Consider the following 26,827-nt stretch of genomic DNA (forward strand, 5'->3'; position numbering starts at 1 on the left):
CGGGCGCCCTGCCCCCGGCGCCCGGCCGCGCCTTCCAGCGAAGGAGCGCATCTCTGCTGGTGATGGCGCCGAGATGCGCGGCTTCGGGATGCCGTCAGGCGTGAACAGGGCGGTGAGCCCGGTGGTCGAGGACGAAGTCCTGGCGGAAGGTGCGGCCGTCGGCGAGCAGGAGACGGGCGACGGCGGGCGTGTGGTCGTTGCTGAGCAGCAGGACGGTGACGAAGTCCTGCGGTAGCGCCGTGGCGGCGTAGCGGCCTTCGTGGTCGGTGACGGTGCGGAGGAGCTGGTGGCCGGTCGGGCCCAGGATCGTCACACCGACCTGCGGGACCGGGGCGCCCTCGGGCGTGCGGACGGTGCCGACGAGCATGGGAGGCTGCTCGCCGAGGCGCCAGCGGTGGCCCGGGCTGGTGGCGTGCGGTTGGGGCGTTTCGATGGTCGGGTCCTCGATGGGCTCTTCGAGCCGTTCTTCGACAGGGGCGCCGTCGACGGCTTCGGCTTGGGCGGCCTTGCGGCGCTCGAGAACGAAGCCTGCTCCGATGAGGGCGGCGCCGGCGACGAGCCAGGCGCACAGCACGAGCGTCGGCCGCAGCAGGTCCTGCCTGCCGAAGTAGAAGATGCCGTGCAGCGCGTCGATCAGATTGCCGAGCGGCATCACCGGGTGCAGTGCGCGGAAGAAGCCCGGGACGAGCTGGTACGGGATCGCGCCGCCGCTGGACGGGATGGACAGCAGCACGAACAACCCGATCGCGACGCCAGGGATGAACTGGCGGACGAACGGGACCAGGCCGTAGGTGACCCACGCCACCGCCTGCGTGATCATGAAAGCGTACAGGACGGCCAGCGGCTGGTTGGGGACGATGTCCATGGACAGCCCCACCAGGTAGCCGACCACGCTGGTGAAGGCGCCGATTCCCGCCAGGGTGAGGAGCTTGACGCGGCGGCTCACCGTGACCGCCCGCATGAGCATCATCACCGATATATACGGAACAATGTTCCAGACCATCGCCATGTAGAACAGGCCGGTCCCGGTCACGTCGCCCTTGGCGGTGGGCGCGACCTCGACGATGCTGAGCTTCTGCCCGCCCTGCTTCGCGATGCCGGTGAAGGTGGTGGTGGCGGCCTGTTCAAGATACGTGCCGTCCGCCTTCGCGACGTAAAGGACGGCCTTGTTGCCCTCCACGCTGTAGGCGGCGACGGCGTCGCGACCGGTGACCTTGTGCTTCGCGGCGTCCGCGTCCTTCACCGGGATGATGTCGAACGAACCGGGTGCCTGCTGATCGAGTCCGGCGCTCAGCTGTGCCGCGACCACCGGGTCCGACACCGCGACCTTGACGTCGTGCGGCGATGGCGAATGGAAGGGGAGCATGTAGCAGAACAGGAAACCGAAGAAGAACAGCAGCGGGAACCACAGGCTCCCCGCCAGCGTCCGGGCCAGCTGCGGCTTGCCCTCTTGCTCGGTTTGCTCATCGCTCACGCGAGGTACCTCTCTGGGCGAATAATGCGGGGCCGCCTCGCCCCGTGCGGATGTGCGCACCGGCCGGAAGCGGCGGTCAGTCAACGGGAACTCCCCGGCACGGCACCGGGCCGGGTTCGGGAGCGCCGGCGGCAGGGCGACCTCAATAGACTAACACTTGTAAGCCAAGTTGACTAACAGACGTTAGCCGATGGGCCGGGGCAGTATCGTTCCACCACTGCCGCGAGAAGGAGGCACGCTCATGGCGCCCACGCAGGAAGGCCCGGCGCGTACCCGCGTCCCGAACCGCTGGGGGCAGGGCGACCGGCTGCGCACCGAGATCCTGCGGGCCGCCGGGCGCCTGCTCGCCCAGGGCGGCAGCGAGGAGAGCCTCTCGCTGCGGGCGATCGCCCGCGAGACGGGCATCGCCGCGCCGAGCATCTACCGGCATTTCCGCGACAAGACCGAGATCGTCTGGGAAGTGCTGGCGGGCGCCTACCGTGAACTCGCCACGGTGATGCGGGAGGCGGAGCGTTCCGCGGGCGGCTCCCCCAGAGAGCGGCTCGCCGCGATGGCTGACGCCTACTGCCGGTTCGCGAGCGACCGGCCGCGTCACTATCGCCTGATGTTCGACCTCGAACAGTCCGCCGTCCCCAGGGAGCGCCTCGCCGAGCACCCCGTCGGCGAGATCCTCGACACCTGGGAAGGGGCGGTCGGTCGGTTCCTGGAGGACCATCCTCATCCGCGGCTGGACGCCCGGCAACTGGCCGTCCTGCTGTGGACGGCCCTGCACGGCCATGTGAGCCTGCGGCGAGCGATGCCGGTCCCTGAGGATGTGGAGGAGCAGAGCCAGACCCACGAGCAACTGCTCACCGAACTCCTTGGCCCGGCAGCGTGATCGGCTTGGCCGGAGGCGGCGCAGGCGTCTGGGCCGGCGCCGCCTCCGTCCAGCGACACGGGAAGCGGGATTCAGGGTTGTTGCAGGACGTTGTCGCCGGTCAGTGAACTGATCTCGGCGTCGGAGAGACCGAGCGCCTCCCGCGCGATCTGCTCGGTGTGCTCACCGAGCAGGGGGGCGGGGCCATCGGGTGGGTCGGGCAGCCGCAGGGAACGAACGGGTGCGTTCTCCAGATGGAATTCCTGTCTGATGCGCGGATGCCCGGAGAGCCGGAACAGGCGACGTTCGGCGTAGTAGGGAAAGGTGGGCAGTTCGGCGACGCGCAGCATGGCTCCCGCGGGCACTCCGGCCGCCTGCAGCAGGTTCATCGCCTCGACGGCCCCGTACCGGGCCAGCCAGCCGGTGACCGCGGCGTCGATCCGGGCGCGGGCGGCGGTACGTCCCTCCGCACTGGAAAGAGCGGGTTCGGCGGCGAGATCGTCTCGGCCCATGACCCGGCACAGCGCCTGCCAGTCGTCGTCGCCGCGGACGGTGACCACACACCAGTCGTCGTCGCCGGCGGCGGGGAAGACGCCCCAAGGCGCGTCGGGCTCCGTGGAACCTTCGACGGTGACGCCCGAGCGGACCAGGGCCTTGTCGGCGACCATCGCGGCCATGTGCCCGAGCATGACCTCGGTCTGGCTGACGCTCACGGTGCCGCCGGTCCCGGTACGGCGGCGGCGGATCAGCAGCGCGAGGACGCCCGCGACACCGATGCGGGCGGCGACATGGTCCGGGTACACGGTCAGCGCGTCGGAGAAGCCGTCCGGCTCCCCCGGGTAGCGCCACTGCGCGGTCATGCCGGCGGATGCGCGGACCAGCGGCCCGTAGCCGAGCCGCCGGCTCCACGGGCCGGTGGGCCCGAACGCCGAGCTGTCCACGAGGATGACGCCGGGGTTGGCCTTCCGCAGCACGTCGTAGCCGAGTCCGAGGGAGTCCAGGGTGCCGGGCCGGAAGTTCGTGAGCACGACGTCGGTGTCGCCGACCAGCCGCAAGAACAGCTCTTTGCCCCGTGGGGAACGCAGGTCGAGGCCGAGGCTGCGCTTGTTGCGGTGCCCGGCCGCAAAGGTCACCGTCATGACGGCGCCGTCGCGGGCCTGGCGGCTGCCGTCGGGGAAGGCGTCGTTCTCGACCTTGACGACGTCGGCGCCCTGGTCGGCGAGCATGCGCCCCTGCTCGGCACCGACGACGATGACCCCGAGGTCCAGGACGCGCAGCCCGGCGAGCGGCCGGCCGCCGGGATCCGCGGAGACGTCGCCGGAGGGCTCGGCCCGCGAGGCTCTCCAGCCGTCCGCCGCGGTGGCGTCGGCGGGCACCGAAGGCGCCGGACCGCGGACGCCGGCGCGCCGTCCGTCCAGTTCCAGGACGCCGTCGGGGAAGGGCGCCGATACTCCCGGGGCGAGTTCGACGCCGGTGAAGGCGCGCCGGGCCCGGACCTGCTCCGATTCCAGCGCCTCGTCGAGATCGAGGACGGCGGCGACGGGGACGCCGTGCCGCTGCCCCGCCTCCTCCAGCTCCAAGCGCTTCTTATCGGCGAAGAAGCGCGCGATCGCGGGCAGCAGCGTGGTGGAGGAGAAACGGGTCCCCAGCTTGTCGTAGGAGGGGTCGGCGAACTCGGCGGGACGCCCCATCCACTCGAACATGCCGCGCCACTGGCGCGGGCCCAGGATGCACACCCGGACGAAGCCGTCCGCGCAGGGGATGACCGGGTACTGGTGGCGCGCCTCGGGGCGTCCCCTGGGGAGCTTGCTGGCGGGTACTCCGGCGGTGGCGCTGCCGGCGATGCCGTACCCGGGATCGAGGGCCGAGACCGCGCCGTCGAGGACGGAGAAGTCCAGATGGTCCCCCTGCCCTGTGCGCAGCCGTTCGAGGTGGGCCAGGAGCACCGCGAACACCGCCTGCGGGACGGCGCATTCGTAGGGCAGGTCACCGGGAGGCATCAGCGGTTCGCGGCCGGGGATGCCCGAGCGGGACAGCTCCCCGGACAGTGCGTGGAACACGGGGCTGGTGGCCTGCCAGCCGGTGTGGGAACCGGTCCTCCCGAACGGCGTCGCGGACAGGATGACCAGACCGGGGTGCTCCCGCCGGATCCCTTCGACGTCGAGGGCCGAGCTCTCCGGCGAGGCCGGCAGGGTGCTCTCCAGCAGGATGTCCGCTCCAGACAGGAGGGCCCGGAACCGGTCTCTGCCATCAGGGCTGGTGAGGTCGAGCGCCACAGCGCGTTTGCCGAGGTTCGCGGCGGCGAAGCCCAGCGCGACCCCGGCGGCCCGGCGGCCGGTGCTGCGGTCGGCGGCCCCGCCGGGAGGTTCCACGCGCAGGACCTCCGCGCCCCATTCGACGAGGTGGCGGCCTATCGCGGCCAGCGGCCCGGAGGTGAGATCCAGGACGTTCACTCCGGTCAGGGGCAGGTCCAGCGGCTCGCCGCTCTCGGCGGGGCTCAACTGAACCGCCTCGTGGCCCGCGCCTTGCGGACGTCCCGGAACGGGACGTCCCGGTCGACCTCCGGTTCCTTGGGCAGGCCCAGGATCCGCTCGCCGATGATGTTGCGCTGGATCTGGTCGGTGCCGCCTCCGATGGAGGTGACGAACGCGGCGAACGACGAACGGTTGACCTCCGCCGCGACCGGGTCTTCGTCGCCGTCGAGCACCGAGGCCGTGCCCAGCAGATCGGTGGTCACCTTCACGCCGGTGTGGACGATGCGGGACATGGCGAGCTTGCCGATGGACGCCAGCGGGGACGCCGCCCCGCGCCCGGAGTCCGCCCGCGCCCGCATGCCGTTCCAGGCGTTGACCTTCTCCAGCGTGTACAGCCGGGCGATCTCCTGACGGGTGACGGGATCGCCGGCCTTACCGGTCGTCTTCGCCAGCTCGATGTAGTCGGCGCCGCCGATCTTCCGCGTCCACGGCGACTGGCGATCCGCCTTCGCGGTGTCCTTGCGACCGGCTCGCCTGCGCTGCTCGGAGCTGCCGCCGGCGGCGGCGCCCATGATGAGCCGCTCGAAACCGAGCGCCGTCTGCAGCACCCGCCATCCGTTGTCGACCTCGCCGAGCCGGTGGGAGTCCGCCACGACGACGTCGGTGAGGAACACCTCGTTGAACTCCGATCCACCGGTGACCTGGTGGATCGGACGGATGTCGACACCCGGCCGGTCCAGCGGGATCCAGAAGAACGTCAGGCCGCGGTGCTTGGGCACGTCCCAGTCGGTGCGCGCGATGAGGAAACCGTGCGTCGCCTCGCGGGCCCCCGATGTCCACACCTTCTGGCCGCTGACGATCCAGGTGTCGCCGTCGCGGTCGGCGCGGGTCTGCAGCGCCGCGAGATCCGAGCCGGCACCCGGCTCGCTGTAGAGCAGGCAGCCGCGGTGCTCGCCGACGGCGAGCGGCCGCACGAACTCGCGCTTCTGGTCATCGGTGCCGTGGGCCAGGATCGTGTTGGCGAACAACTGCGTCACGTCCAGCGCCACCGGTTTCGCCCCGGCTCGGGTGAACTCCTCGGCCACCACCCGGCGCATGTCGCGGTGCAGGCCGCGACCGAACCACTCGACCGGCCAGGTCGGAGCCGCCCACCCGGAGTCGATGAGCCGTCCGCGCCACTGCGGCCCTCCGCCGCCGGGTCGCCAGTTCTCCGCCAGCCACGCCGCCACCTGCGCGCGCACCTGCTCCTCGGACGCCGCCGCGCCTGCCGTCTCCGTCATCGCTCCTCCGTCACTCGTTCTGGGTGGGTCATGTTCAGCTGTCACAGGCCGATGCGGGTCGCCAGGAGGTCACGCTGCGCGGTGGGACTCCCCCACAGCTGGGCACCGGACTTGGCCCGCCGGTAGTACAGGTGCGCCGGGTGCTCGTAGGTGAAGGAGATCCCACCGTGCACCTGCATGTTCGTCCGAGCCGTCTCGAAGAAGACGTCGGAGCAGAACGCCTTGGCCAGCGGCGCGACCGCGGCGGTCTCCGGGCTGCCGGCCGCGATGGCCCACGCCCCGTAGTAGGCGGCCGACCGTGCGGACTCGACGTCGACGAAGGCGTCGGCGCACATGTGCTTGATCGCCTGGAAGCTGCCGATCGCCCGGCCGAACTGCACCCGCTCCTTGGCGTACGCGACGGCCATCGCGAGGGCGAAGTCGGCGCCGCCGGCCTGTTCCGCGGCCACGGCGAGCCGCGCGGCGTCGAGGAAGCGGTCGAACTCGGACCCGTCCCCGGTGGCGGTCAGCGGCGTCGCGGCCACGCCGTCGAGGCGCACGCGGGCGAGCCGCCTGGTGAGGTCGAAGACGTCCAGCTCTTCGCGGGCCAGGCCGTCCGCGCCGCCGTCGACGGCGAACAACCGGACGCCCGCATCGGTACGTGCCGCCACCACGAGGAGGTCGGCGTCCATGCCGTCCGGCACGAAGGACTTCGTCCCGGTCAGCCGCCATTCGTCTTCCCCGGCCGCCTCGCAGCGGACTCCGGAGGCGTCCCAGCCGCCGTCCTCCTCGGCGAGGGCCACCGTGGCCACGACGCGGCCCGCAGCGATGCCCTCCAGGTGGTCCGCGGTGACCGCTGGGTCGCCGCCGATCAGCGTGAGCGTCGCGAGGGCCGTTGACAGGAACGGGCCGGGCACCAGCCGGCGCCCGAACTCCTCCAGCACGATCGCCAGCTCCACGGCACCGGCGCCCGCGCCGCCGTACTCCTCGGGGACGATCAGCCCCTGCAGCCCGAGCTCTCGGGCCATCCGTTCCCAGACCGACCGCTCCAGCGGCGTCGGCGCGGCCATCAACCGGCGGACCTCGGTCTCGGGAAAGGTCTCTTCGACGAACCCGCGCACCGACGCTCGCAGCGCTTCGTGATCTTCGGTGAACTCGAACGTTCCCACGGCGGCCTCCAGACGACCTCGAGCACTCCATACTGACCAACGGTCAGGATCTCGGAGGCCGAGGCTACTGACCAATGGTCAGGATGTCCAGGGAGCAGCGGATCAAGGAGAACCGACCAGTTCGTCGCAGAAGGGCGTCAGGATGCCGCCGGGAGCCAGCTCCGCAGACCCGCGATGATCACCGAGAGGCCGTTGCCGAAGTCGGCGTCCGTGGCGAAGGTGTAGGACCAGCCGTGCGCCGCGACCCGCCGCAGGCTCGGAAAGGGCTCGAGGTCACCGGGCAGGCTCACCGCGGAGCCTTCCATCTCCTCGTCGCGGTCCGGCCCTAGAGCACGAGCGAACTGATGCTCGCTCACCAGGCAGCCCCGCGTGTACGTCGAGAGAAGGTGATACGCGTATCCCGCCTGCTCCGGCGTGAAGCCGGCACGCAGGAGAACGTTCAGTTGCGCGTCGATCCGCTCGTATGAGGAGTCGAGCGCCCGCTGCGAGCGCCCCATGGTCGCCCACTGCCCCACCACCAGCTCGAACAGCGCCGGATCCGCCCGCAGCACCGACCGGTACGCCTCCCAGTAGCCGCGCAGGTGCTTCTCCCAGTCGTCCGAGTCGATCACCGGCAGCGCGTCGTTGAAGCGCCGCACCGCACGGCTCAGGAGGGCGTCGACGAGGTCGCGCCGCCGGGGGAAGTGGTAGTGAACCGCGGGGTGCCGGACACCGAGGACTGCCGCGACCTTACGGATCGTGACCTCGGGCAGTCCCGACTCGGCCACCAGCCGCTCCGCCGCGTCCAGGATCACCTCCGGACCGAGGGACCCTCGCGGCAGCCGGCCGTTCACCTGCGCCGACACGGCACCGCCCCCGCACGGGCACGACCGGTCATGACCGACACCCCGAAAGGCGCGCTCCACGGCGTGCGTTCCCGCATCCGGTCAGCCGATCCCGTGGCCACATCGAGCATGGCCACAGGCTAGCCGCTCCCCCTCCGCATGAGGCCGACGCCTACTGCCCCGCAGGCGCGCGCCTACTGCTCCGCAGGCGCGTCGACGAGCACCCCGACGAGGACGAAGTCGACGAACCGCTCGGCGTAGTCGTCGACGGTTTCCGGCAGGGCCGCCCGGAGGGCCGGCGGCGTGGTCAGGGCATGGTTCATCGCGCCGCCGCACAGCGCGTCCAGCAGAAAGGTGACCGACGTGCTCGCCGGCAGCTCGCCGCGGTCGATGCCGCGATGGACGATGGCACGGGCGGCGAGTATCTGCTGCCGGGCCAGCGAGTCATAACGCTCGGCGAGTTCCGGGATGTCACGCGCTTCCAAGCCCAGGCGGATGACCGCCCCGCCGTGTTCACCGACGTACTGCTGGAGCAACTGGCGGACCAGTTGCACCAGGTCACCACGGACCGTGCCGGTGTCGACGTCGGAGATCGGGCCGAGCCGCATGGTGAGCGCCTCGGCGAGCAGTGCCTCCTTGCTCTTCCAGCGCAGGTACACCGAGGCCTTGCCGACTCCGGCGCGCCGGGCGACCGCCTCGATGCTGAAGGACGCCCAGCCGTCACGTCCGAACAGCTCCACGGCCGCCGCGGCGATACGGCGGTCGACGTCCGGGTCGCGTGGCCGGCCTGCGGCGTTACGGGGGTGCGTCACGGGGTCCATGGTCCTCCATCTTCCTGGCTCTCTGCATTGCTGAACGGTACTCGTCTGATTAGGATTACAATTACAGACGGACATCGTTCCGTAATAAGGATCAGGAGATCTGCGTCCGAGCCACCGAGGAGCCCCATGCCTGCCGGAACCGCGTACCTGCCCATGACCGCGGACGACATCGCCGCTTTCGCCGGGAGCGTGCGCGCCGTCCTCGCCCGCGACTGGCCGGCGCCCACGTCGGCGCCGGACACCGATCTGGGGAAGCTGTGGGGCACCGCCGCCGGCCAGGGATGGCTGGCGCTCGCCGCCGACGGCGCCCTGGCCGCCGCCGTCGCCGCCGCCCGCGAGCTCGGCCGGGCGGCCTGCCCGCTGCCCCTGCTCGACGCGTACGTCGCCACCGGGATCATCGGGCACCACGCCGGCGTCGCCGCCCGGATCGGCTCCGGCGAGATGAAGGTCATCGCCACCACCGGATCCGCCGAGGACGCCGAGGCCCGCCACCTGGACGCCGCCCACCACGCCACCCACCTGCTCACCATTCCCGCCGGGGGCGGGACCGCGGTCCTGCGGCCGCTCCTGGAGGTGCGGGACACCCCCGGGCTCGCCGTGCCCGCCTGGTCGGACGCCCGCCTCGGCGAGCCGGAGGCCTCCGCTCCGATCGATCAGGCGGCGGCCGACGAGGCCGTGGTGCTGCTGCGCCTCCAACTCGCCGTACGGGCGCTCGCCGCCGCCGGCCGGGCGCACGAGATGGCCGTCGAGCACGCCAAGGAGCGCCGCCAGTTCGGCAAGGTCATCGGTTCGTTCGGCGCCGTCCAGCAGCGCACCGCCACCTGCCAGATCGATCTCTCCTCCGGCGATCTGCTCATCGACGACGCCGTCCACGCCTTCGAGCACGGCGCGCCCGACCGCCTGCTGAGCGCCGAGATCGCGGTCGAGCACGCTCGGACCGCCGCCCCGCGCGTGCAGCTCGGCGCCCACCACACCCTGGCCGCGATCGGTTACTTCGAAGAGCATGACGCCCCCTGGCTGTTCCGCCGCGTGCACGGCGACATCACGCGGCTCCAGACCCTTGCCCGCACCTGCGGTGACGTGGCAGACGTGCTGGTCGAGGGCACGGGCTCGTTGCCGGCCGCGGACCTCGGCGAGGTCGGTGAGGCGTTCCGGGCCGAAGTCCTGGAGCTCTTGGAGCAGTACGCCGACCGTTCGGACGTCAGCAATTTCGCCTTCGACCGGGAGCTGGCGGGGATCGTCGCGGACCGCGGCTGGCTCGGCTTCGCCTGGCCCGAAGAGGTCGGCGGACGCAACGCCACCCTCGCCGAGCAGGTCGCGCTGAACGAGGAGGTCTCGTACCATCGCGCCCCGATCAGCAAGGCCCTCGGAGCCGTCATGCTGCTGGGCAACTCGATCCTCAAGCACGGCTCGAAGGAGCAGAAGGACACCTTCCTGCCCCTGATCCGCCGCGGCGAACTGTCGTTCTGCCTCGGCTACAGCGAACCCGAGGCCGGATCCGACCTCGCCTCGCTGCGCACCCGCGCGGTCCGCGACGGGGACGACTGGGTGATCAACGGCCAGAAGCTGTGGACCACCGGCGGGCACGAAGCGGACTGGGTCTGGCTCGCGGTCCGCACCGACCCCGACGCGACCCCCCCGCCACGCCGGCATCACGATGTTCCTGATCCCGATGAACACGCCGGGCATCACCGTCCAGCAGCACCGGGCCCTGTCCGGCGAGATCTCCTGCACCGTCTTCTACGACGACGTCCGCGTGCCCGACGGCATGCGGGTCGGCGAGGTCGACGGCGGCTGGAAGGTGATCACCGACGCCCTCGCCGGCGAGCGCATCACCATGGGCAACATCGCCGCCGCGCTGCACCGCCAGCTCGACGACCTGCTGGCCGTCGTCCGCACCGACGCGGAGGGGCTCATCGGCCCGCGCGGCTCGGCCAAGCGCGCCAGGCTCGGCTCGCTCGCCGTCGGAGTCCAGGCCACCCGGGCGCTGGTCGCCGCCGCGATCAAGGCCACCGCGCAGGGCGCCGGAGCCCGCCTCGAGGCACCGATGGCCGGCGTCATGGGCGGCGAGCTGGCCGAAGAGTTCGGCGAGGCCGTCCTGGACATCCTCGGCCCCGAGGCCGCGCTGTCCGCGGGGTTTCCGCACGTGCCGGGCGGCGGAGCCTTCGAATTCGGCCTGCGGCTTTCGATCATGTACGTCGTCGGCGGCGGGACCAACGACATCCAGCGCGGGCTCATCGCCCGTGCGCTGGGCCTCCCCCGCTGACCGCCTCCGATCCCGCCCCGGTCACCACCTGTCCAGGAGTCCGCCCATGACATCTCCCATCACGCCCGACCGGCTGAGGACGCTCTTCCGCCCGCGAAGCGTCGCCCTCGTCGGCGCCAGCGACAAGTCCGCCTTCTCCGCGACCGCCTACCGGAATCTCGTCGAGTTCGGCTTCCAGGAGCACACCCACCTGGTCAACCGGCGCGGTGCCACCGTGCACGGACGCCCGACCGTCACCTCCTGCTCGGAAATCGACGAGGCGGTGGACGTCGCGTTCCTGATGGTCCCCCAGGTGGGGACCGTGGAGGCGATGTCGGACGCGGCGGCGGCCGGCATCCGCAACGCCGTGATCCTCTCGTCCGGCTACGGGGAGGCGGGCGAGGCCGGACGCGCCGCCCAGGCCGCGCTCGTCGCCCACGCCGAGAAGCTCGACATGGTCCTGCTCGGGCCGAACCACCTGGGGTTCGCCAACCTCGTCGACCAGGTTCCCGTCACCTCGATCTCGGGTCTGCCGCACCGCTCCGGACCGATCGCGCTGCTGTCGCAGAGCGGGGCCAGTTCCAGCGCCATGATGGAGTTCGCCGCGATGAGCGGCAACGACCTTAGCTACATGGTCACCCTGGGCAACGAGGCGATGATCACCGCCGGACACGTCCTCGACTTCCTGGTCGACGACGCGTCCACCCGCGCCATCGCCATCTTCATGGAGTCGGTCCGCGACCCGGAGGTCTTCCGCCACGCCGCCCTGCGCGCCACCGCGGCGGGCAAGGCCGTGGTGGTCCTCAAGGCGGGCTCCAGCGAGCTGGCGTCCCGGACGGCGGCCGCCCACACCGGTGCCCTGGTCGGCGACGACCGGTCGATCGACGCCGTCTTCGAGCAGTGCGGTGTGATCCGCGTCGACTCCATCGAGGACATGCTGATCACCGCCGGGCTCGCCGCCCACACAGGCCCGCTCGCCGCCCCCGGCGTCGGCGTGGTCTCCATCTCCGGCGGCGCCTGCGACATCATCGCCGACCGCGCCGAGGACGCCGGCATGCTCCTGCCCGAACTGGGAGCGGCGACGGAGGAGGTGCTGACCGCGGTCATGCCCTCCTATGGCACGGTGCAGAATCCGCTCGACGTCACCGGCGCCGCGATCATCGATCCGTCCTTGTTCACCAGCTCGATCATCGCGATGGCCGACGACCCGCGCATCGGCGCGGTCGCCGTCGTGAACGGCCTGCCCGCCTTCGGCGAGGGGCCCTGGCCCGGGCAGCCCTTCGTGGACGCCAGCGGCGAGGGCGCCGCCCGAGCATCGGCGCCCGTCGTCTATGTCAGCCAGATCCTGCAGCCGCTGACCGGCTACAGCCGCGAGATTCTGGAGCACGCCGGCCTGTCGTACGTGCTGCCGGGTCTCAAGCAGGCGGTGACCGCGCTGGCCGGTGTCGCGCGCTGGTCGCAGGCCCATCATCGGCTGAAGGGAGACGATGGCGGTGCCGCCCGGGCCGACATCCGTCTCACCCTGCCGGCGCCGTCGACCCGACGCGGGGCCTGGTCCGAGCACACCTCCCGCCGGCTGCTGGCCGACGCCGGCGTCCCGGTCGTCCCCGCCGTCCTGGCCGCCTCCGCCGACGAAGCCGTTGCGGCCGCGCGGGAGATCGGCGGACCGGTCGCCCTGAAGATCGCCTCTCGTGACATCCTGCACAAGAGCGACGTGGGCGGCGTCCGCCTCGGCGTCACCGGCGCCGACGCGGTGCGCCAGGCGTACGAGGAGGTCCGGACCGCCGCCGGCAAGGTGCCCGGCGCCGCCGTCGAAGGCGTTCTCGTCTCCCCCATGCGCTCCGGCGGGGTCGAACTGCTCATCGGGGTCGTCCGCGATCCCGCGTGGGGCCCGATGCTCGCCGTCGCCTTCGGCGGCGTCTTCGTCGAGGTCCTGAAGGACTCCGCGCTCAGCACGCTCCCCGTCTCCCCGGCGAAGGCCCGGGAACTCCTACTCGGCCTTCGCGGCGCGGCGCTCCTCCAGGGCGCCCGCGGCACCGCCCCGGCCGATCTGGACGCCGTCGCCTCGGTCGTCTCCACCATCGGCGACCTGGCCCTCGCCCTCGGCGACCACCTGGAAGCCCTGGAGATCAACCCGTTGCGGGTCGACGGCCCGACGGTCGAGGCCCTCGACGCGCTGGTGACCTGGCGCACCCGCTGACGCTGGAAGCGCAAGTCGCCTGAACCGCCCACGACATGCACCACGGTCGTCCCGCGCATGACCGTGGACGGCACACAAGAATCCGGAGCAACAACCTGATGAGCAACTCAACAGCCGCCACCGAGGCCGGGTCCCTCGATCCCCGCACGCCCGTGCTGGTCGGCGTCGGTCAGTCGTCCGAACGCATCGAGGACCCCGGCTACCGGCGGCGCTCGCCCGTCGACCTCGCGGCCGATGCCGCACGCGAGGCCCTCGGCGACACCGGCGCCGACCCCGGCGCCATCGCGGCGGCCATCGACACAGTCGCCGGCGTCCGGCAGTTCGAGATCTCGACGCCCGGCGCGTCCGCGCCGCTGGGCAGGTCCAGCAACTATCCGCGGTCGGTCGCCCGGCGCGTGGGCGCCTCGCCCGCACGGGCGATCCTCGAAGTGGCCGGCGGCCAGGGCCCGCAGCACCTGGTCAACGAGCTCGCCGCCGCCATCGCCGCGGGCACGTGCCAGGCCGCGCTGGTGTTCGGCTCCGAAGCCATCTCGACCGCCCAGCACCTGGCCAAGGCCGAGGACCGCCCCGACTTCACCGAAGAGATCGACGGCGACCTGGAAGACCGCGGCTACGGGCTCAAGGGCCTGTCCTCCCGGCACCTGGCGACGCACGGCCTTACCGACGCCCCGAGCCAGTACGCGCTGTTCGACAACGCCCGCCGGGCCCGGCTCGGCCTCACGCGCGAGAACTACGCCCAGGCGATGGGCGAGCTGTTCGCCCCCTTCACCAAGGTCGCCGCCGCCAACCCGCACGCTTCGGCACCGGTCGAACGCACCGCCGCGGAACTGGTCGAGGTCACCGAGAAGAACCGGCTCATCGCCGCCCCCTACACCCGCTACATCGTCGCCCGGGACAAGGTCAACCAAGGCGCGGCGGTGCTGCTGACATCGGTGGCCGCCGCCCGGCGCCTCGGCATCCCCCAGGACAAGTGGGTCTTCCTGCACGGCCACGCCGACCTGCGCGAACGCGACCTGATGCACCGCCAGGACCTCAGCCGCGGCCCCGCCTCGGTCGCCGCCGCCCGCCACGCCCTCGAGGTCGCCGGCGTCACCGTGGACGACCTGGCCACCATCGACCTGTACAGCTGCTTCCCCATCCCGGTGTTCAACATCTGCGACGGCCTGGGCCTCGACCCGGCCGACCCGCGCGGCCTGACCCTCACCGGAGGACTGCCGTTCTTCGGCGGCGCCGGCAACAACTACTCCATGCACGCCATCGCCGAGACCGTCCACCGCCTGCGCGCCCTCCCCGGCGCCTTCGGGCTCGTCGGCGCCAACGGCGGAACCATGAGCAAGTACTCGGTCGGCGTCTACTCCACCGCACCCGCCGAATGGCGCGCCGACCGCAGCGCGGACCTGCAAGCCGAGATCGACGCCATGGACGCCCCCGAACAGGCCCTTCAGGCCGACGGCTGGGCCACGATCGAGACCTGGACGGTCAAGTACCACCGCAACGGCGCCCGCACCGGCATCGTCATCGGCCGGTTGGACGCCGACGGACGGCGCTTCATCGCCAAGGCCGCCGCCGACGACACCGAACTGCTCGACCGGCTCTCGACAGGCGACCCGGCCGGCAGCCGCGTCTACGCCCGCTCCTTCGGGACCGGCAACCGCGTCACCGTCACCGACACCCGCATGGACGAGCTGTTCCCGCCGCGTCCGGCGGTGCTGCGCGACGACTACGAGCACGTCCTGGTCCGCCGCGACGGGCACCTGCTGGAAATCACCATCAACCGCCCCGACGTCCGCAACAGCCTCCACCCTCAGGCCAACGAGGAACTCGACGAGGTCTTCGACGCCTACTTCGCCGACCCCGACCTGTGGGTCGCGATCCTCACCGGCGCCGGCGACAAGGCGTTCTCCGCAGGGAACGACCTGGTCTACTCCGCTTCCGGCAAGCCGATGTGGGTGCCCAAGAACGGCTTCGCCGGACTCACCTCGCGCCGGCGCCTCCCGAAGCCGGTCATCGCGGCCGTCAACGGCTACGCGATGGGCGGCGGCTGCGAGATCGCGCTCGCCTGCCACCTCGTCGTCGCCGACACCACCGCGCGCCTCGCCCTCAGCGAGGTCAAGGTCGGCCTGGTCGCCGGAGCCGGCGGCCTCATCCGGCTGCCGAGGACCGTCCCGCCGAAGATCGCTCACGACATGATCCTCACCGGCCGGCGCCTTACCGCCGAGGAAGCCTTGCACTACGGGCTGGTCAACCGCGTGGTGAACGCTGGCACCGCGCTGGAGGGCGCCCGCAGGCTGGCCGCCGAGATCCTCGACGGCTCCCCCACCTCGGTCCGGCTCTCGCTGGAGGTCATGACCGAAACGGCCGGGCTCGCCGACGCCGTCGACGCCATCGAGGCCTCCTCCCCGACGCTCGACGAACTCATGACCACCGAAGACGCCGTCGAAGGCCTGACCGCCTTCGCCCAGAAGCGCAGGCCGAACTGGCGCAACCGCTGAACGATGCCACCGGTGGTCACTGACCGGCCGATGATCCCACGTCCCAGCCTCCGCTTTCCTGCTGACCTTCGACCATGCCTGCGGTGCCGGATCCTGGTGGGAGGCTCCCTGAAGCCGGCACCGCCGACCGCTGCGGAGGCGGCCGGCGGCGGGCGGTGTCAGCGGCGGGCGGTGTCAGCGGCGGTGCACGGTTCTCGTTGGCCGTTAGGCGGGCCTCGTGCAGGCGGTCGTACTTGCCGGTGCCGCCGAGCAGTTTGGTCATGAGGGGGCGCACTCGACGATGATGAGCAGGAAGCGCAGGAGCCAGAGGGCGGCGCTGGAGTTGGTGTCCCGGGGCGCCAGGTGGTGCAGGGCCTTGATCTCCTCCAGGATGCCGTGCCCCCAACCTGCTGCTGGCCACGCGGGCTGAGAGGATCGCTCGCACGCAAGCGCACCCGAACGCCGATGACGCACGCGCCTGGCACCAACTGCTGGGGTGGGTGTTCGGGCTGGTGTCGGATGATCCCATGAAACGAGCCGCCGCGCTGGCGCAGTTGATCGAGGTGCAGCGGCGAACGCACGAGGCACAACAGGAGAGCAACGAGTTGTGGTGTCTAGCTTCCTCCCTCGGTCCAGAAGAGCACTACGAGGAGCCGGCTTTTCGCCAGGCCCGCCAGTGCTACGGCGAGGTCCGCAGGTACTCGCTGCCAGACGGGCTATCGGGGTGGCCGTGGGGAGGTATCGCCGCCTGGCCGGGGCTGCCGTATGCGTTGCTCTACCTGGAGTGGGAGGCGAAGTACCCGGAGGACTGGACGCACTACGCCAAGTCTTGGGGGACGAAGAAGGGGCTGCTCCAGCAGTTGGAGAAGGCCGATCACCACTACGGCACCAAGGCCAAGCTCACAGACTTGGTCGTGAGCGCAGTCGGGCGCCCTTACCGCTGCGAGGACCGCTGGTACGCCCGGCTTGCCCGGGCCATCGACAGCGACGGCCTCCGTGCCAGACTCGGCCATGCCGCCCAGTCCGACAGCCCATGGGCGCAGTACCAGGCGAGCTTCGTCCTCTGGCTCCTCACCAACCCAGGGGCCCCCGCCTCGCGTCACACGTGGCGGATGTGGCTCGCGACACGTGACACTCCCGCACCTCCTCGAAGCTCGGCGTGAGGTCTTGGGGACTCTGACAGCCGCAAGTCGCTCACGACGACGCCGACCGTGATCAATCTCGGCTCCGGCGGCTGTCCGCGGGTTCCTCGGCTCCGGGATAGCCGACGGAGTCGAGGACTTCAGTGAGGTCTGCTCGGTCCACGTCGGGATTGATGCGGCGGACGAGGTCCATGGCCAGTGTGCGGTGTTCGAAGACCTGCCTGACGTTGGCTGGGTCGAGGGACACCTCGAAGTAGCGCGACGCATAGTCGCAGTCGGCCTGGGGAGTGCCGTCGGCCTCCGACATCGACGCCCGGCTTGGCGCCATCCACGCCCTGGCCCACGTCGCCAATGACTCCCGCCCGCATCATGACGACGTCGTGGAAGTACTTGGAAGCCTTCCTGCGTCGCCGCTCCTTTTGAGCCCGCCATGACGCGGGGCCAACTCTGGCCGCACGTCCTCGTCTGCCTGAGCGACCTGACTCCGACATTCAGGCCACGCTTACCGCGCTCGGGAGGCGGCCCAACCGTCCAGAGCGCCGCCCATGGGCAGCGGTCAACACCTTGCGCGCCGACTCGCCGGGCTCGAAGACATCGCGGACCACCCCCTTCACCGGAAGCGGGCCGCCGGTATCCCTGCCAGGTGTGCACGCCGGACTGGCGGAGCGGTTGGGAGCTGGTGATCATCCGCGGGCCAAACACCGACCCCGACCGCACCGGCGAACTCGCCCGCCGCTGGCCGGCCGAGGCCACCGCTGAGCGGCCCGGCCTGGAACGCCTCGCCGTCACCGCCACCCGCCTCGCCGGTGTCCGAATCGATCACGGCGAGAAAACCTCAATAGACTGACCTGCTGAACCGCCCTCCAGCGGATTGAGTGGTGGAACGGCTGATGCGAGCCGAGTCCAACACCCCTCATCGAGAAAGGAAGAGAGATGCGACTACGCAAAGCAGCCGTGAGTGCCGGGCTCACCATCCTGGCGATCGGCGGACTGAGTACAACCGCCCAGGCGGCCGCCCCGCAGATCGGCGGCTCCTCGAAATTTGGGCCGGGTCCAGGGTGGACGCTGGTCGATAACTATGCGAGCCGTTTCGAGTGCGTGGATGCGGGCCAGCAGTACGAACGTGAGGGCTGGAAATACATCTGCTGGGACCAGGCCTTTACTACACAACTCTGGATCAAATAGCTCAGGCACCGAGCGCTGTGAACGGATCACACACGTAATGAATGTCCCGGGTCCGGCGGATTAGCCTACGACTACAAACCCGTCTCGGCCGCACGAGTGAAGGGCGAGGCCCCGCGGCCTCGCCCTTCACTCGTGCGGACCCGGGTGCTCACCCGCGAGGTCCTGCCGCAGAGCGTTTGTTGGGGATGAGGGTCTCGCAGCGTTTTCCTCACCTTGGTGAACATTTTGCACCGGTCAGTGAGCCATTCGACGCCCCAGCCCGTCCCCTGCGGACGTCCTGGCGGCCGCGCTCACCGCCTTGCTGACGACACGCGCCGTTTACCGCCCGCCTGAGCGGCGCCGACGGCGGGTGGTGCGCCGCGGCCATCCAGGTGAGAGGTGGCCTTATCCGGCAGTCCACTCCATCAACACGAACCAAGGGCGACTGACGCTGCAGCGGCCCCCGGCCGACAAATATGATCTTGTTCGTCGTTGAGCACCCCCATCCTTACGAGGAGCCGCAGGGGAGCCAACTGGGGAGCCACGGTTGGTGGACTCCCCAAGACCCGCCGCGACTCCCCCAGGGCGCTTCTGCAGGTGAGAAGCTCCCCGATCGACTTCCATCGACCTTGATCCACTGATCTTCTGTGCCTGGGGGTCAAGGGGTCGTGGGTTCAAATCCCGCCGTCCCGACAGAGTTTATGCAGGTCAGAGGGCTAAACTGGAGTCGCTCCGCGGCTCCCCGAACGGCGCTCGGGAGCCACAAGGGGAGCCAGCAGCCGCGGACTCGCGGCCAGGAAACGCGTTTCGTCCCGGTGGATAGATCACGTTAGCCGGAAACGCCGTGCCGGACCCATGACGCTCTGTCAAAAAGTCCTCCCCGGTCACGTCCAGTGGAACTCGCACTCGAGGGTGATACTGCGGGTGACAGGGTGGACGCCGTCGCGTTCGCGACGGCAGTTGCGCAAGAAGCTCCACCACTTCATGTGTTTGACCGCCCAGCGTTACGGGACAGGTCTTAGCAGGTCTTAGGGCGTGTCTCGCGTGGTGTTGTAAGGTGCTGCTCCTTGCGCCGTGTCTCACGGTGCGTCGCTATGCTCGCCGCGTGGGCGAGATCGTGGTGGTGCGTGATGGTTTTGGGCCCGAGGTCCTGCTTGTGCATGGCGGTGCCGGCCCGCGGACGACGTGGGGCGCTTTGGCTCCGCTGGCCGATCGGTGGACGCTGGCATATGTCCATCGCCGTGGCTATCCGCCGAGTCCACCACCGCAGGAGCGTCAGGACTTCGAGGTGGACGCCCTGGACTTGGCGCCGCTGCTCGTCGGCCGCCCGCACGTTGTCGCCCACTCCTACGGCGCTCTCGGGGCGTTGATCGCGGCCGCCGCCGCGCCGGGCAGCGTGCGCTCGCTCACTCTGATCGAGCCGCCGCTCCACTACCTCGTCCCTGACGATCCCGAGGTGGCGCGGCTCGAGCGCATCGGCGATGCGGTCCTCACCCACGGGATGGACGTGGACCCGGCCGAGTTGCGCGAGTTCCTCCACCTCACGGGCGCGCCCGTCGGTGACGGCCAGCTCCCCGAGAACGTGGTCGCCGGCGTTCGGCGGGCGCAGGGTGCTCGGCCGACCAGTCAGGCACACCCACAGCTCGACGCGATCGGTGACGCCGGCGTCCCGGTGCTCGTCGCGTCCGGAGACCACGCGGCCGCGCTCGAGCGGATCTGCGACGCTCTGGCGGATGCGCTCGGTGGCGAGCGCAGCGTGCATCCGGGCGCTGGTCACTTCGTCGCCGCAGCACCGGGCTTCGCCGAACAGCTTGAGGCCTTCCTACGCAAGAGCGTCACGTGGCAGGCTTCTTCCAGCAGGTGAGCGTGGCGGCGAGGGTGAGGAACGCGGCGAACGGGTTGGCCGAGCGTTCGTAGCGGACGGTGAAGCCGGCGGTAGCCGAAGATCCAGGCGATCGTGCGCTCGATCTTCCAACGGTGCCGGCCGAGCCGCTCGCTGGATTCGATGCCGCGGCGCGCGATGCGCGGCGTGACACCGCGGCGGCGCAGCCAGGCGCGCAGTTCAGCCGAGTCGTATCCCTGGTCCGCGCGGGCCTTGTCCGGTCGGCGGCGGCGCGGTCCGCGCCGGGGGGCGGATCAGCGGCAAGGCCATGAACAAAGGCTTGAACGCCTCGATGTCGGCAGTGTTGGCCGCCGAGACACCGACCACCAGCGGCAGCCCGGCGGCGTCGGACAGCACATGGAATTTGCTGCCTGTCTTGGCCCGATCGACCGGATCGGGGTCGGCTGGCGATCCCCCTTTTTTCGCCCGGACGGCGGCGGCGTCCACGATCACCGCAGCCCAGTCGATCTGACCCTTGGCTCCGAACTCGTCCAGCACCGCCCGGTGCAGCCGGGGCCACAACCCGGCCCGGGTCCAGGCGGTGAACCGGCGATGCGCCGTGGCCGGTGAGACACCGAACTCGGCCGGCAGGTGCCGCCAGGCACACCCGCTGGTCAGCACGTACACGATCGCGGTGAACACCGCCCGATCCACGACAGGCCTGGCCCCACCACCCTGGCGGCGCGGGGTGAACTGCGGAATCAACGAGGCGGTCAGCTCCCACAACTCGTCCGAAACCAACCTCAACGCCAGATCGGATGCCACAGTCTCAGATCACCCCGCAGATCACCTCACAACCACGTGAGACATGCTCTTAACCGAACCGAATTCACCCTCTGTCCGGTCTTCCAGTCGGCATTTGCGCAGCTAAGGGTGTTGCGACGTGTGGACACGGCGTTCTGCCCACGCTTGGCGCCGCTGTCCACAGCCGAAACCCCGGCCTCCGCTCCACCCTCCTGACCTGCGCGCTGATCCCTTTCCGCCGTATTCCGGCCGCGCCCCTACCTCGCCGTCGGCGCCGAGCTTGAGACGCGGCAGGCTGGTGTCGTCGGTGGCGAAACCGTCAGTGAATCGGCAACGAGAACGTCAGTCCCCCGTTGGCCGGGGTTTCTGGTGTTGGCCGGCGGGGTTGGGCGGGGTGGCGGGCGCTGCGTGTCAGTAGTCCGTGTAGTGCAGCTGGTAGTGGACCTTGTAGTCCCAGGTGGACCAGCCGAGGCCGCCTTCGTACCAGTGGACCATCCGGTAGTCGTCGACGCCGATGTCCTTGACCGGGGTGTCGAGTTTGAGCTCGCCGAGCTTGTCGTCTTTATCGAAGGCCTTGATCATGCCACCGCCGTATTTGACGGCATAGCTCAGCACCTCGCTGACCTGCGGTGCTGCCTTGAACGGGAGGTAGTGGATGGCTGTGGCCACACCTTCGGCCAGTTTCTTCTGCATATCGGTGGCATTGGTGGCGAAGTTGTCCCCGTCCCGGTCGTAGCCGGCGAAGGTGAGGACCAGGGTGTCGTCCTCGTCCACCTCATCGTCGAAGATCAGCGCGTTGTTGCCGAAGTGGCGGGTTTGACCGTTTTGGATGCTGACGGGCGGGGTGAGGATGGACTTGGTGCGGTTCTCCTCTTTGGTGCCGACCCAGCAGGCGCCCATGAGGTAGAACTTGTCGGCGCCGGTGATGGTCTCGGTGTCGGCGCACTCGACACGGTCGAGCCTGACGATCAGGTGCGGCATCTGAGGTGTCCCTCCTTTGGGCAGGGCGCTGACCTGGGCCCCCCGAAACAGTGATAACTCAAAGTAGTCTCATTGTTGCAACGAGTGTGCGTTTCAGTGGTTTCGTCTGCGCCATGGCCGTTGCACGCTTCGGTCATGCCGGGACGTGCGGACGCGGATTCAAGGTCGGCGCACTGCACCAGGAGCTGCCCGCCGGCGCCCTTATAGCGGTCAACGCCCCGCAGCGGCTACGCCTTGTCCCGTCGATCACTGACGTTCTCGCTGCCGATCCGCTGACATCCGCAGGCCGAGGTCACCGACGTTCTCGCTGCCGATGACAGCTCGTTTGCGGCTGGTGACACATTCGTTAACGGCACCCGAGGTAGGCCCGTGGGAACGTGTGCCGCTCGAATATTGGGTTACATGGCCTGAGGTGGGCTTATGCGGCGTGGTGATATTCGCTGACCACACCCGTGACAGTGTGTTCTCGGCGGATGGATCGCAGCTCCGCCACGTCGCGGACAGGCTGCGTTTCGATGTCCGGAGGTCGTTGGTGCCGGGCCTGGTTCGGTCTATGGCCGTTGTAGTGAATCAGGTACTCGCGGAGGAGTATCGCCAGGTGGCGTTCGCCGAGTACCAGCACCCGGTCCAAGACCTCGCGGCGGAGGGTTCCAATGACGCGCTCGCAGATGGCGTTCATGCGTGGCGTCTTCGGCAGGGTGATGATCGTCCGCAGCCCGTCGGCTTTGAACACCTCGCTGAACGCGGTGGTGAACAAAGGATCACGATCATGGATCACGAACCACAGGTCCCCGATGCGCTCATCCAGGTCCATGACCAGATTCCGGGCCTGCTGCACTGCCCACGCCCCCGTCGGGTACGCCGTCACACCACCCAGATGAAGCCTCCGGGTGCCATGTTCGATGAACACCAACACGTACAACCGCTTGAGCAGCACCGTCTCCACCACCAGGAAGTCACATGCGATGATCGCGTGAGCCCGGACGGTCAGGAACTGCCGCCAGCTCGGCCCCTCCCGCCGCTGTGCTGGGTCGATGCCGACGGCGCGTAGGATTTCCCACACTGTGGAGGCGGCGATCGCGTGACCGAGCCGGACCCAGCTCGCCCTGGATTCTTCTATGGCCCCAAGTTGGATGCTCGCGTGCCATCCGCACGATCAGCGTCTTGATCGGAACACCGGTGGATGGACGTCCCGGCCGGCGCCGGTCAGCGTAAGTCCATTTGCGGCGACCAGGTGGCGGTGCCAGCGAAGAATCGCGGCCGGGTGACCGGGAAGATCTCCGCCCACCGGCGGCGGTGAACCAGCCGGGACAACGCCGCCGACCACAGCCGGTCGCCGTGATCCCACCGCGGCCGACCGCCCAGCTGACGACGCAGCACCTGGTTCTCGTGCCGTAGCACAAGCAACTCGACGTCCTTGGACGGATCCGACCGAACCAGCACCGCCAACAAACCGAACAGACACCTCACCAACCGGTACAGCAGCGACGACAGCACCTCGAGATGGTGCCAGCCAGACACGTGATCCGGCAGCGAGACCCCAGATCACAGCATGAATCAAGTTTCCGAGCGGCACACCCGCGGCGTCCCCGACAAACAGACGAACGCGGTACTCGCCGCGGTCGTCGGGGACTTCCTCACCCAGTCTCTGCGCCCGGCCCCGCTCAACATTCCCGGACTGCGGCGCCACCAGCGGGCCAAGGGGGAAGCCGCCCTGAGCTGGCTCCGCTCCAGGCTCACTCCACACCGCTGACCCCGCCCGCGGTCACTCCAGGGCGAGGCCCTCGGGCACATCCTCTGGATGCAGGTCCGGGCGAAGACGCACGTACCGGGCGGCGTGGCGGAACCGGCCCCGCTCGGCGGCCGCGTCCACGCTGGCCTCCACCACCACCTTCGGAACCACCCGTTCTTCGACCGCAACGCCACCGAGATCACCTACGACAAGTGGTTCGGCCAGCGGCTCCTCGACCGCGATGGCCGTCCGGCGGCGTTCCCCCTCGGCTAGGGCTGTCGTACACCACCTTCACGCTCGCCGACCTCACCGTCGGCGCCCTCGACGGCGACGCGTTCACCGCCACCGTGACCGTGACCAACACCGGCGCACGCGCGGGCCGCCACGTCGTCCAGTTGTACGGACGGCCCGTCGGCGCGGGCGAGGACTTCCCGTCCAGGGCCCTGCTCGGCTTCGCCGCCATCGGCCTGGAACCTGGCGCGTCGGCGCGGGTGACGGTGCCCGCCTCGACCCGGCCTCTGCAGCGCTGGACGTCCGGCGGGTTCGTCCCCGCGTCCCCGGTCGCGGTCGTCGAGGCCGCTTCCCACACCGGGGACCCCGGCGCCCTCACCGCCGAACTCCGGCTCGCCTGATCCCGCCGCCGGCGGGACGGAAGGGAAGGGAACCCGTGATCCGCACGTCCTTCAACGACAGCTGGGAGGTCCGGCCGAAGGTCAACCCCTTCGCCGAGCTGATGGGCGCGTCCGTCCCCTTCCGGCCGATGACGCTGCCGCACGACGCGATGATCGAGCAGGACCGCGCGGCCCCGGACGGTGGTGACGGCGCGATGGAGGCCGCGTCCCGCGCCCATTTCCCCGGCGGCGCCTTCGAGCACCGCAAGACCTTCTCCGTCCCTGCCGGGCACCGAGGCAAGCGGATCCACCTGGAGTTCGAGGGCGTCTACCGGGACGCGACCGTGTACGTCCACGGCGACTACGCGGGCCAGCGCCCCTACGGCTACTCCCTCTTCCGCATCGATGCCGGTCGCTTCCTGCGCTTCGGCGAGGACGACGAGGTCCATGTCGAGGCCCGCACCCACCGGGACTCCCGCTGGTACACCGGCGCGGGGATCTACCGGGACACCTGGATGCTCGTTGGCGGCGCGGTGCGGATCGCCCCCGACGGCCTGCGGGTGACCGCCTCGGACATCGACCGCGACCGGGCGGCGGTGGAGGTGGCGGCCACGGTCGAGAACGACTCGGTCGAGATCCGTACCCTGGACCTGGCGGCCGAGATCCGCGACGCCGCCGGAGCCGTCGCCGCCGCCGACACCGCGAAGGTCACCGTGCTGCCCGGCGAGCCCGCGACCCTCCGGCGGCGCCTCTACGTCCCCGAACCCTCGCTGTGGGGTCCCGAGTCGCCTCCCTGCGCGACATCGAGGCGATGGTCGCCAAGGGCGTGAACCACCCAAGCGTGATCTCCTACTCCATCGGCAACGAGATCCCCGAGACGGGCACGCCGTCGGGAGCCGCGCTGGGGCGCAGGATCGCCGAGAAGGTCCGCTCCCTGGACGGCACTCGCTACGTCACCAACGGGATCGACAACCTGCTGGCCGTTCTGCCGGACTTGGCGCGGATGAGCCGTTCCATGCAGGAGCCGGAAGACGCGGGCATCAACACCCTCATGGCCGACGCCGGGGACATGATGAACCTCGTCGCCGCCTCCGACCTGGTGACGGAGCGGACCGCCGAGTCCTACAGCGTGCTGGACATCGCCGGCATGAACTACTCCGACAGCCGCTACGCCCTCGACCGCGACCTGTTCCCGAACCGGATCACCGAGGGCACCGAGACCTTCCCGACCCGCATCGACACCAACTGGAGCCTGGTGAAGCGGCACGGGCACGTCATCGGCGACTTCACCTGGACGAGCTGGGACTACCTCGGCGAGTCGGGCATCGGCCGTCCCCGCTACCGGACGTCCGAACCCGGTTCCGGCATCCTCGCCCCGTACCCGCACCTGCTCGCCGGGGGCGGTGACATCGACATCACCGGCCACCGGCGGCCCGCCTCGTACTACCGCGAGATCGTCTTCGGCCTCCGCACCGCCCCCTACATCGCCGTCCAGCGCCCCGAGCACCACGGGCGGACCTGGGACGCGACGCCCTGGGCCTGGAGCGACGCGATTCCGGCTGGACGTGGCCGGGCTTCGAGGGCGAGCCGGTGAAGGTCGAGGTCTACGGTTCCGCCGACGAGGTGGAGCTGCTGGTCAACGGTCGATCCATGGGCCGGGAGCCCGCGGGCGGGCATCACCGGTTCCGCGCGGAGTTCGCCACGGTATACAAGCCCGGCGAACTGGTGGCCATCGCCTATCGGGACGGCATCGAGACCGGCCGCTACCTCCTGCGGACGGCCACCGGCCCGCTCCGGCTACGCGCCGCGCCCGAATCTCCCGCGATCACAGCCGCCGGTGGCGACCTGGCGTTCGTCGCCCTCGCCCTGACCGACGCCTGCGGCACCGTCCACACCGCGGCTGACCGGCCGGTGACCGTGGAGATCTCCGGCCCCGGGCGTCCTGGCCGGCTTCGGCAGCGCCGCCCCCTCCACCGAGGAGCGCTTCGACGCCGCCGAGCACCGCACCTACGAGGGCCGCGCCCTGGCCGTCCTGCGCCCCACCGGCACCGGAGAGATCCGCCTCAGCGACGACCGGTGATCTGCGGAGCGGACGGGCACATCAGGGGGCGGTCTTGGCCAGCAGGGCGGGCGTCAGCCAGCGGCGCAGGAAGGGACGCGGGTCGTCCCCGGTCGCCTCGGGCACCGAGAGGTAGGAGTAGAGCAGGCGCATGAAGAACTCGGCGAGCCCGGTGAGCTCCCCGTCGTCATAGCCGAGCGCCGCCCAGTCGATGTCGAGCCGGGACAGGAAGACCTTCATCTCGTCGAGCGCGGCGGCGGAGAGGATCTCGGGGCCGAACATGGGGGCGCGGCCGGTCGCGAAGATCATCCCGACGTGCGGGTCGCGGGGCAGCTGCTCCACCGCCAGCGCGAAGACCTCGACGAGGATCTCGGCCGGGTCGGCCAGCGGACCGATGGCGCCCGCGATCCGCGCCTCGAACTCGGCGGCCGCGGCGAACCCCGCCGCCTTCATCAGCTCGTCGATGTTGCGGTAGTAGCGGTACACCGTCGCGCGGGTGACGCCGAGCTCCTCGGCGACCTGCGTGAATCCGGTCTTGTGCGCGCCGTACCGGTCCACGCACCGGATCAGCGCCTCGATGATCCGCCGCCGGGCCTCGTCGTCGTCGCGAGGAGGGTCGCCTCGCCACCCGTGCGTGCGCATCAGTGCCTTTCACAGCGGACGCTCCGGTCGGAGCGGTGAGGGAGGCCGGCGTGCGGTCCGGGGACGGCGTCGCGCCC

General features: G+C 70.4%; 25 protein-coding genes and 3 pseudogenes. 15 read left to right on the forward strand and 13 right to left on the reverse strand.

The window, feature by feature from the left end; translation table 11 throughout:
* Positions 1–94 precede the first annotated feature (94 nt).
* Complete coding sequence (locus ABT299_RS43690; RefSeq protein ID WP_500254377.1) at positions 95–1,474, reverse strand: carboxypeptidase regulatory-like domain-containing protein; 1,380 nt, start codon at positions 1,472–1,474, stop codon at positions 95–97.
* A gap of 241 nt (positions 1,475–1,715) precedes the next feature.
* Here ABT299_RS43690 and ABT299_RS43695 point away from each other — a divergent pair, with 241 nt between their 5' ends.
* On the forward strand, positions 1,716–2,351 hold the full coding sequence (locus ABT299_RS43695) for a TetR/AcrR family transcriptional regulator (protein WP_500254378.1): 636 nt from the start codon (positions 1,716–1,718) through the stop codon (positions 2,349–2,351).
* A 71-nt stretch (positions 2,352–2,422) separates the two neighbouring features.
* Here the strand turns inward: ABT299_RS43695 and ABT299_RS43700 are convergent, their stop codons facing one another.
* From ABT299_RS43700 to ABT299_RS43720, 5 genes are all read right to left on the reverse strand, one after another.
* Entirely contained in the window at positions 2,423–4,831 is a 2,409-nt protein-coding gene (locus tag ABT299_RS43700; protein ID WP_500254379.1) for a CaiB/BaiF CoA transferase family protein, read from the reverse strand.
* Positions 4,828–6,084 carry an acyl-CoA dehydrogenase family protein gene (locus tag ABT299_RS43705; protein WP_500254380.1) on the reverse strand — a complete coding sequence of 419 codons (1,257 nt, stop codon included), beginning with the start codon at positions 6,082–6,084 and terminating at the stop codon, positions 4,828–4,830. The genes ABT299_RS43700 and ABT299_RS43705 overlap by 4 nt, the downstream gene beginning before the upstream one ends.
* 41 nt (positions 6,085–6,125) lie before the next feature.
* Positions 6,126–7,232 (reverse strand): acyl-CoA dehydrogenase family protein, encoded by a 1,107-nt coding sequence (locus ABT299_RS43710; protein ID WP_202125230.1) that lies wholly within the window; start codon positions 7,230–7,232, stop codon positions 6,126–6,128.
* A 137-nt stretch (positions 7,233–7,369) separates the two neighbouring features.
* On the reverse strand, positions 7,370–8,077 hold the full coding sequence (locus tag ABT299_RS43715) for a TetR/AcrR family transcriptional regulator (RefSeq protein WP_151595660.1): 708 nt from the start codon (positions 8,075–8,077) through the stop codon (positions 7,370–7,372).
* Between the two features lie 173 nt (positions 8,078–8,250).
* Entirely contained in the window at positions 8,251–8,952 is a 702-nt protein-coding gene (locus ABT299_RS43720; RefSeq protein WP_500254406.1) for a TetR/AcrR family transcriptional regulator, read from the reverse strand.
* Between the two features lie 366 nt (positions 8,953–9,318).
* Between ABT299_RS43720 and ABT299_RS43725 the strand changes: the two are divergent.
* The 4 genes and pseudogenes from ABT299_RS43725 to ABT299_RS43740 all read left to right on the forward strand — a co-directional run.
* Positions 9,319–10,443, forward strand: a pseudogene (locus tag ABT299_RS43725) (acyl-CoA dehydrogenase family protein); the annotation flags it as partial.
* A gap of 106 nt (positions 10,444–10,549) precedes the next feature.
* Positions 10,550–11,143 carry an acyl-CoA dehydrogenase family protein gene (locus ABT299_RS43730; RefSeq protein ID WP_500254381.1) on the forward strand — a complete coding sequence of 198 codons (594 nt, stop codon included), beginning with the start codon at positions 10,550–10,552 and terminating at the stop codon, positions 11,141–11,143.
* Positions 11,144–11,189: 46 nt separating this feature from the next.
* On the forward strand, positions 11,190–13,322 hold the full coding sequence (locus tag ABT299_RS43735) for an acetate--CoA ligase family protein (protein WP_500254382.1): 2,133 nt from the start codon (positions 11,190–11,192) through the stop codon (positions 13,320–13,322).
* Positions 13,323–13,420: 98 nt separating this feature from the next.
* Complete coding sequence (locus tag ABT299_RS43740; RefSeq protein WP_500254383.1) at positions 13,421–15,814, forward strand: acetyl-CoA acetyltransferase; 2,394 nt, start codon at positions 13,421–13,423, stop codon at positions 15,812–15,814.
* 16 nt (positions 15,815–15,830) lie between these two features.
* Here the strand turns inward: ABT299_RS43740 and ABT299_RS43745 are convergent, their stop codons facing one another.
* Positions 15,831–16,076, reverse strand: a complete 246-nt coding sequence (locus ABT299_RS43745) for a hypothetical protein (RefSeq protein ID WP_151595653.1) — start codon at positions 16,074–16,076, stop codon at positions 15,831–15,833.
* A gap of 217 nt (positions 16,077–16,293) precedes the next feature.
* Here ABT299_RS43745 and ABT299_RS43750 point away from each other — a divergent pair, with 217 nt between their 5' ends.
* Complete coding sequence (locus ABT299_RS43750) at positions 16,294–16,956, forward strand: hypothetical protein (protein WP_500254384.1); 663 nt, start codon at positions 16,294–16,296, stop codon at positions 16,954–16,956.
* Between the two features lie 52 nt (positions 16,957–17,008).
* On the opposite strand, the gene ABT299_RS43755 is transcribed toward ABT299_RS43750, so the two are convergent.
* Positions 17,009–17,242 carry a hypothetical protein gene (locus ABT299_RS43755; RefSeq protein WP_500254385.1) on the reverse strand — a complete coding sequence of 78 codons (234 nt, stop codon included), beginning with the start codon at positions 17,240–17,242 and terminating at the stop codon, positions 17,009–17,011.
* Positions 17,243–17,578: 336 nt separating this feature from the next.
* Between ABT299_RS43755 and ABT299_RS43760 the strand changes: the two genes are divergently transcribed.
* The 3 genes from ABT299_RS43760 to ABT299_RS43770 all read left to right on the forward strand — a co-directional run bounded on the left by ABT299_RS43760 (position 17,579) and on the right by ABT299_RS43770 (position 19,963).
* A complete protein-coding gene (locus tag ABT299_RS43760; RefSeq protein WP_151595648.1) occupies positions 17,579–17,782 on the forward strand; it encodes a hypothetical protein in 204 nt (67 codons plus the stop codon).
* Between the two features lie 86 nt (positions 17,783–17,868).
* Positions 17,869–18,120 carry a hypothetical protein gene (locus ABT299_RS43765; RefSeq protein ID WP_151595647.1) on the forward strand — a complete coding sequence of 84 codons (252 nt, stop codon included), beginning with the start codon at positions 17,869–17,871 and terminating at the stop codon, positions 18,118–18,120.
* 1,084 nt (positions 18,121–19,204) lie between these two features.
* Positions 19,205–19,963 (forward strand): alpha/beta fold hydrolase, encoded by a 759-nt coding sequence (locus ABT299_RS43770; RefSeq protein ID WP_500254386.1) that lies wholly within the window; start codon positions 19,205–19,207, stop codon positions 19,961–19,963.
* Here ABT299_RS43770 and ABT299_RS43775 read toward each other — a convergent pair.
* From ABT299_RS43775 to ABT299_RS43790, 4 genes and pseudogenes are all read right to left on the reverse strand, one after another.
* A pseudogene (locus ABT299_RS43775) lies at positions 19,935–20,734 on the reverse strand (IS5 family transposase). The gene ABT299_RS43770 and the pseudogene ABT299_RS43775 sit on opposite strands and share 29 nt — an antisense overlap.
* A 402-nt stretch (positions 20,735–21,136) precedes the next feature.
* Entirely contained in the window at positions 21,137–21,706 is a 570-nt protein-coding gene (locus ABT299_RS43780; protein ID WP_500254387.1) for a hypothetical protein, read from the reverse strand.
* A 418-nt stretch (positions 21,707–22,124) separates the two neighbouring features.
* Entirely contained in the window at positions 22,125–22,652 is a 528-nt protein-coding gene (locus ABT299_RS43785; protein WP_500254388.1) for an integrase core domain-containing protein, read from the reverse strand.
* Positions 22,653–22,912: 260 nt separating this feature from the next.
* Positions 22,913–23,203 (reverse strand): hypothetical protein, encoded by a 291-nt coding sequence (locus ABT299_RS43790; RefSeq protein ID WP_500254389.1) that lies wholly within the window; start codon positions 23,201–23,203, stop codon positions 22,913–22,915.
* Positions 23,204–23,507: 304 nt separating this feature from the next.
* Here ABT299_RS43790 and ABT299_RS43795 point away from each other — a divergent pair, with 304 nt between their 5' ends.
* From ABT299_RS43795 to ABT299_RS43820, 6 genes and pseudogenes are all read left to right on the forward strand, one after another.
* A complete protein-coding gene (locus tag ABT299_RS43795) occupies positions 23,508–23,711 on the forward strand; it encodes a hypothetical protein (RefSeq protein WP_500254390.1) in 204 nt (67 codons plus the stop codon).
* Positions 23,651–24,070 (forward strand): fibronectin type III-like domain-contianing protein, encoded by a 420-nt coding sequence (locus tag ABT299_RS43800; protein ID WP_500254391.1) that lies wholly within the window; start codon positions 23,651–23,653, stop codon positions 24,068–24,070. Before ABT299_RS43795 ends, ABT299_RS43800 begins: the two co-directional genes overlap by 61 nt.
* Before the next feature lie 35 nt (positions 24,071–24,105).
* Entirely contained in the window at positions 24,106–24,879 is a 774-nt protein-coding gene (locus tag ABT299_RS43805; RefSeq protein WP_500254392.1) for a glycoside hydrolase family 2 protein, read from the forward strand.
* Entirely contained in the window at positions 24,822–25,643 is an 822-nt protein-coding gene (locus tag ABT299_RS43810; RefSeq protein ID WP_500254393.1) for a glycoside hydrolase family 2 TIM barrel-domain containing protein, read from the forward strand. The genes ABT299_RS43805 and ABT299_RS43810 overlap by 58 nt, the downstream gene beginning before the upstream one ends.
* A 29-nt stretch (positions 25,644–25,672) precedes the next feature.
* Positions 25,673–25,744: pseudogene (locus ABT299_RS43815) on the forward strand (hypothetical protein); the annotation flags it as partial.
* 247 nt (positions 25,745–25,991) lie between these two features.
* Entirely contained in the window at positions 25,992–26,129 is a 138-nt protein-coding gene (locus ABT299_RS43820) for a hypothetical protein (RefSeq protein WP_500254407.1), read from the forward strand.
* Between the two features lie 21 nt (positions 26,130–26,150).
* Here the strand turns inward: ABT299_RS43820 and ABT299_RS43825 are convergent, their stop codons facing one another.
* On the reverse strand, positions 26,151–26,750 hold the full coding sequence (locus ABT299_RS43825) for a TetR/AcrR family transcriptional regulator (protein WP_500254394.1): 600 nt from the start codon (positions 26,748–26,750) through the stop codon (positions 26,151–26,153).
* Between the last annotated feature and the right edge of the window lie 77 nt (positions 26,751–26,827).

This window comes from Spirillospora sp. NPDC000708, from assembly GCF_040299565.1.
Classification (GTDB): Bacteria; Actinomycetota; Actinomycetes; order Streptosporangiales; family Streptosporangiaceae; genus Spirillospora.

Coding starts and splice junctions, on each gene's coding strand:
- ABT299_RS43695 (WP_500254378.1), top strand. CDS start 1,716: ATGGCGCCCACGCAGGAAGGCCCGGCGCGTACCCGCGTCCCGAACCGC.
- ABT299_RS43705 (WP_500254380.1), bottom strand. CDS start 6,084: ATGACGGAGACGGCAGGCGCGGCGGCGTCCGAGGAGCAGGTGCGCGCG.
- ABT299_RS43720 (WP_500254406.1), bottom strand. CDS start 8,952: ATGTCCGTCTGTAATTGTAATCCTAATCAGACGAGTACCGTTCAGCAA.
- ABT299_RS43730 (WP_500254381.1), top strand. CDS start 10,550: ATGAACACGCCGGGCATCACCGTCCAGCAGCACCGGGCCCTGTCCGGC.
- ABT299_RS43735 (WP_500254382.1), top strand. CDS start 11,190: ATGACATCTCCCATCACGCCCGACCGGCTGAGGACGCTCTTCCGCCCG.
- ABT299_RS43740 (WP_500254383.1), top strand. CDS start 13,421: ATGAGCAACTCAACAGCCGCCACCGAGGCCGGGTCCCTCGATCCCCGC.
- ABT299_RS43745 (WP_151595653.1), bottom strand. CDS start 16,076: ATGACCAAACTGCTCGGCGGCACCGGCAAGTACGACCGCCTGCACGAG.
- ABT299_RS43755 (WP_500254385.1), bottom strand. CDS start 17,242: ATGTCGGAGGCCGACGGCACTCCCCAGGCCGACTGCGACTATGCGTCG.
- ABT299_RS43765 (WP_151595647.1), top strand. CDS start 17,869: ATGCGACTACGCAAAGCAGCCGTGAGTGCCGGGCTCACCATCCTGGCG.
- ABT299_RS43780 (WP_500254387.1), bottom strand. CDS start 21,706: ATGCCGCACCTGATCGTCAGGCTCGACCGTGTCGAGTGCGCCGACACC.
- ABT299_RS43795 (WP_500254390.1), top strand. CDS start 23,508: ATGCAGGTCCGGGCGAAGACGCACGTACCGGGCGGCGTGGCGGAACCG.
- ABT299_RS43825 (WP_500254394.1), bottom strand. CDS start 26,750: ATGCGCACGCACGGGTGGCGAGGCGACCCTCCTCGCGACGACGACGAG.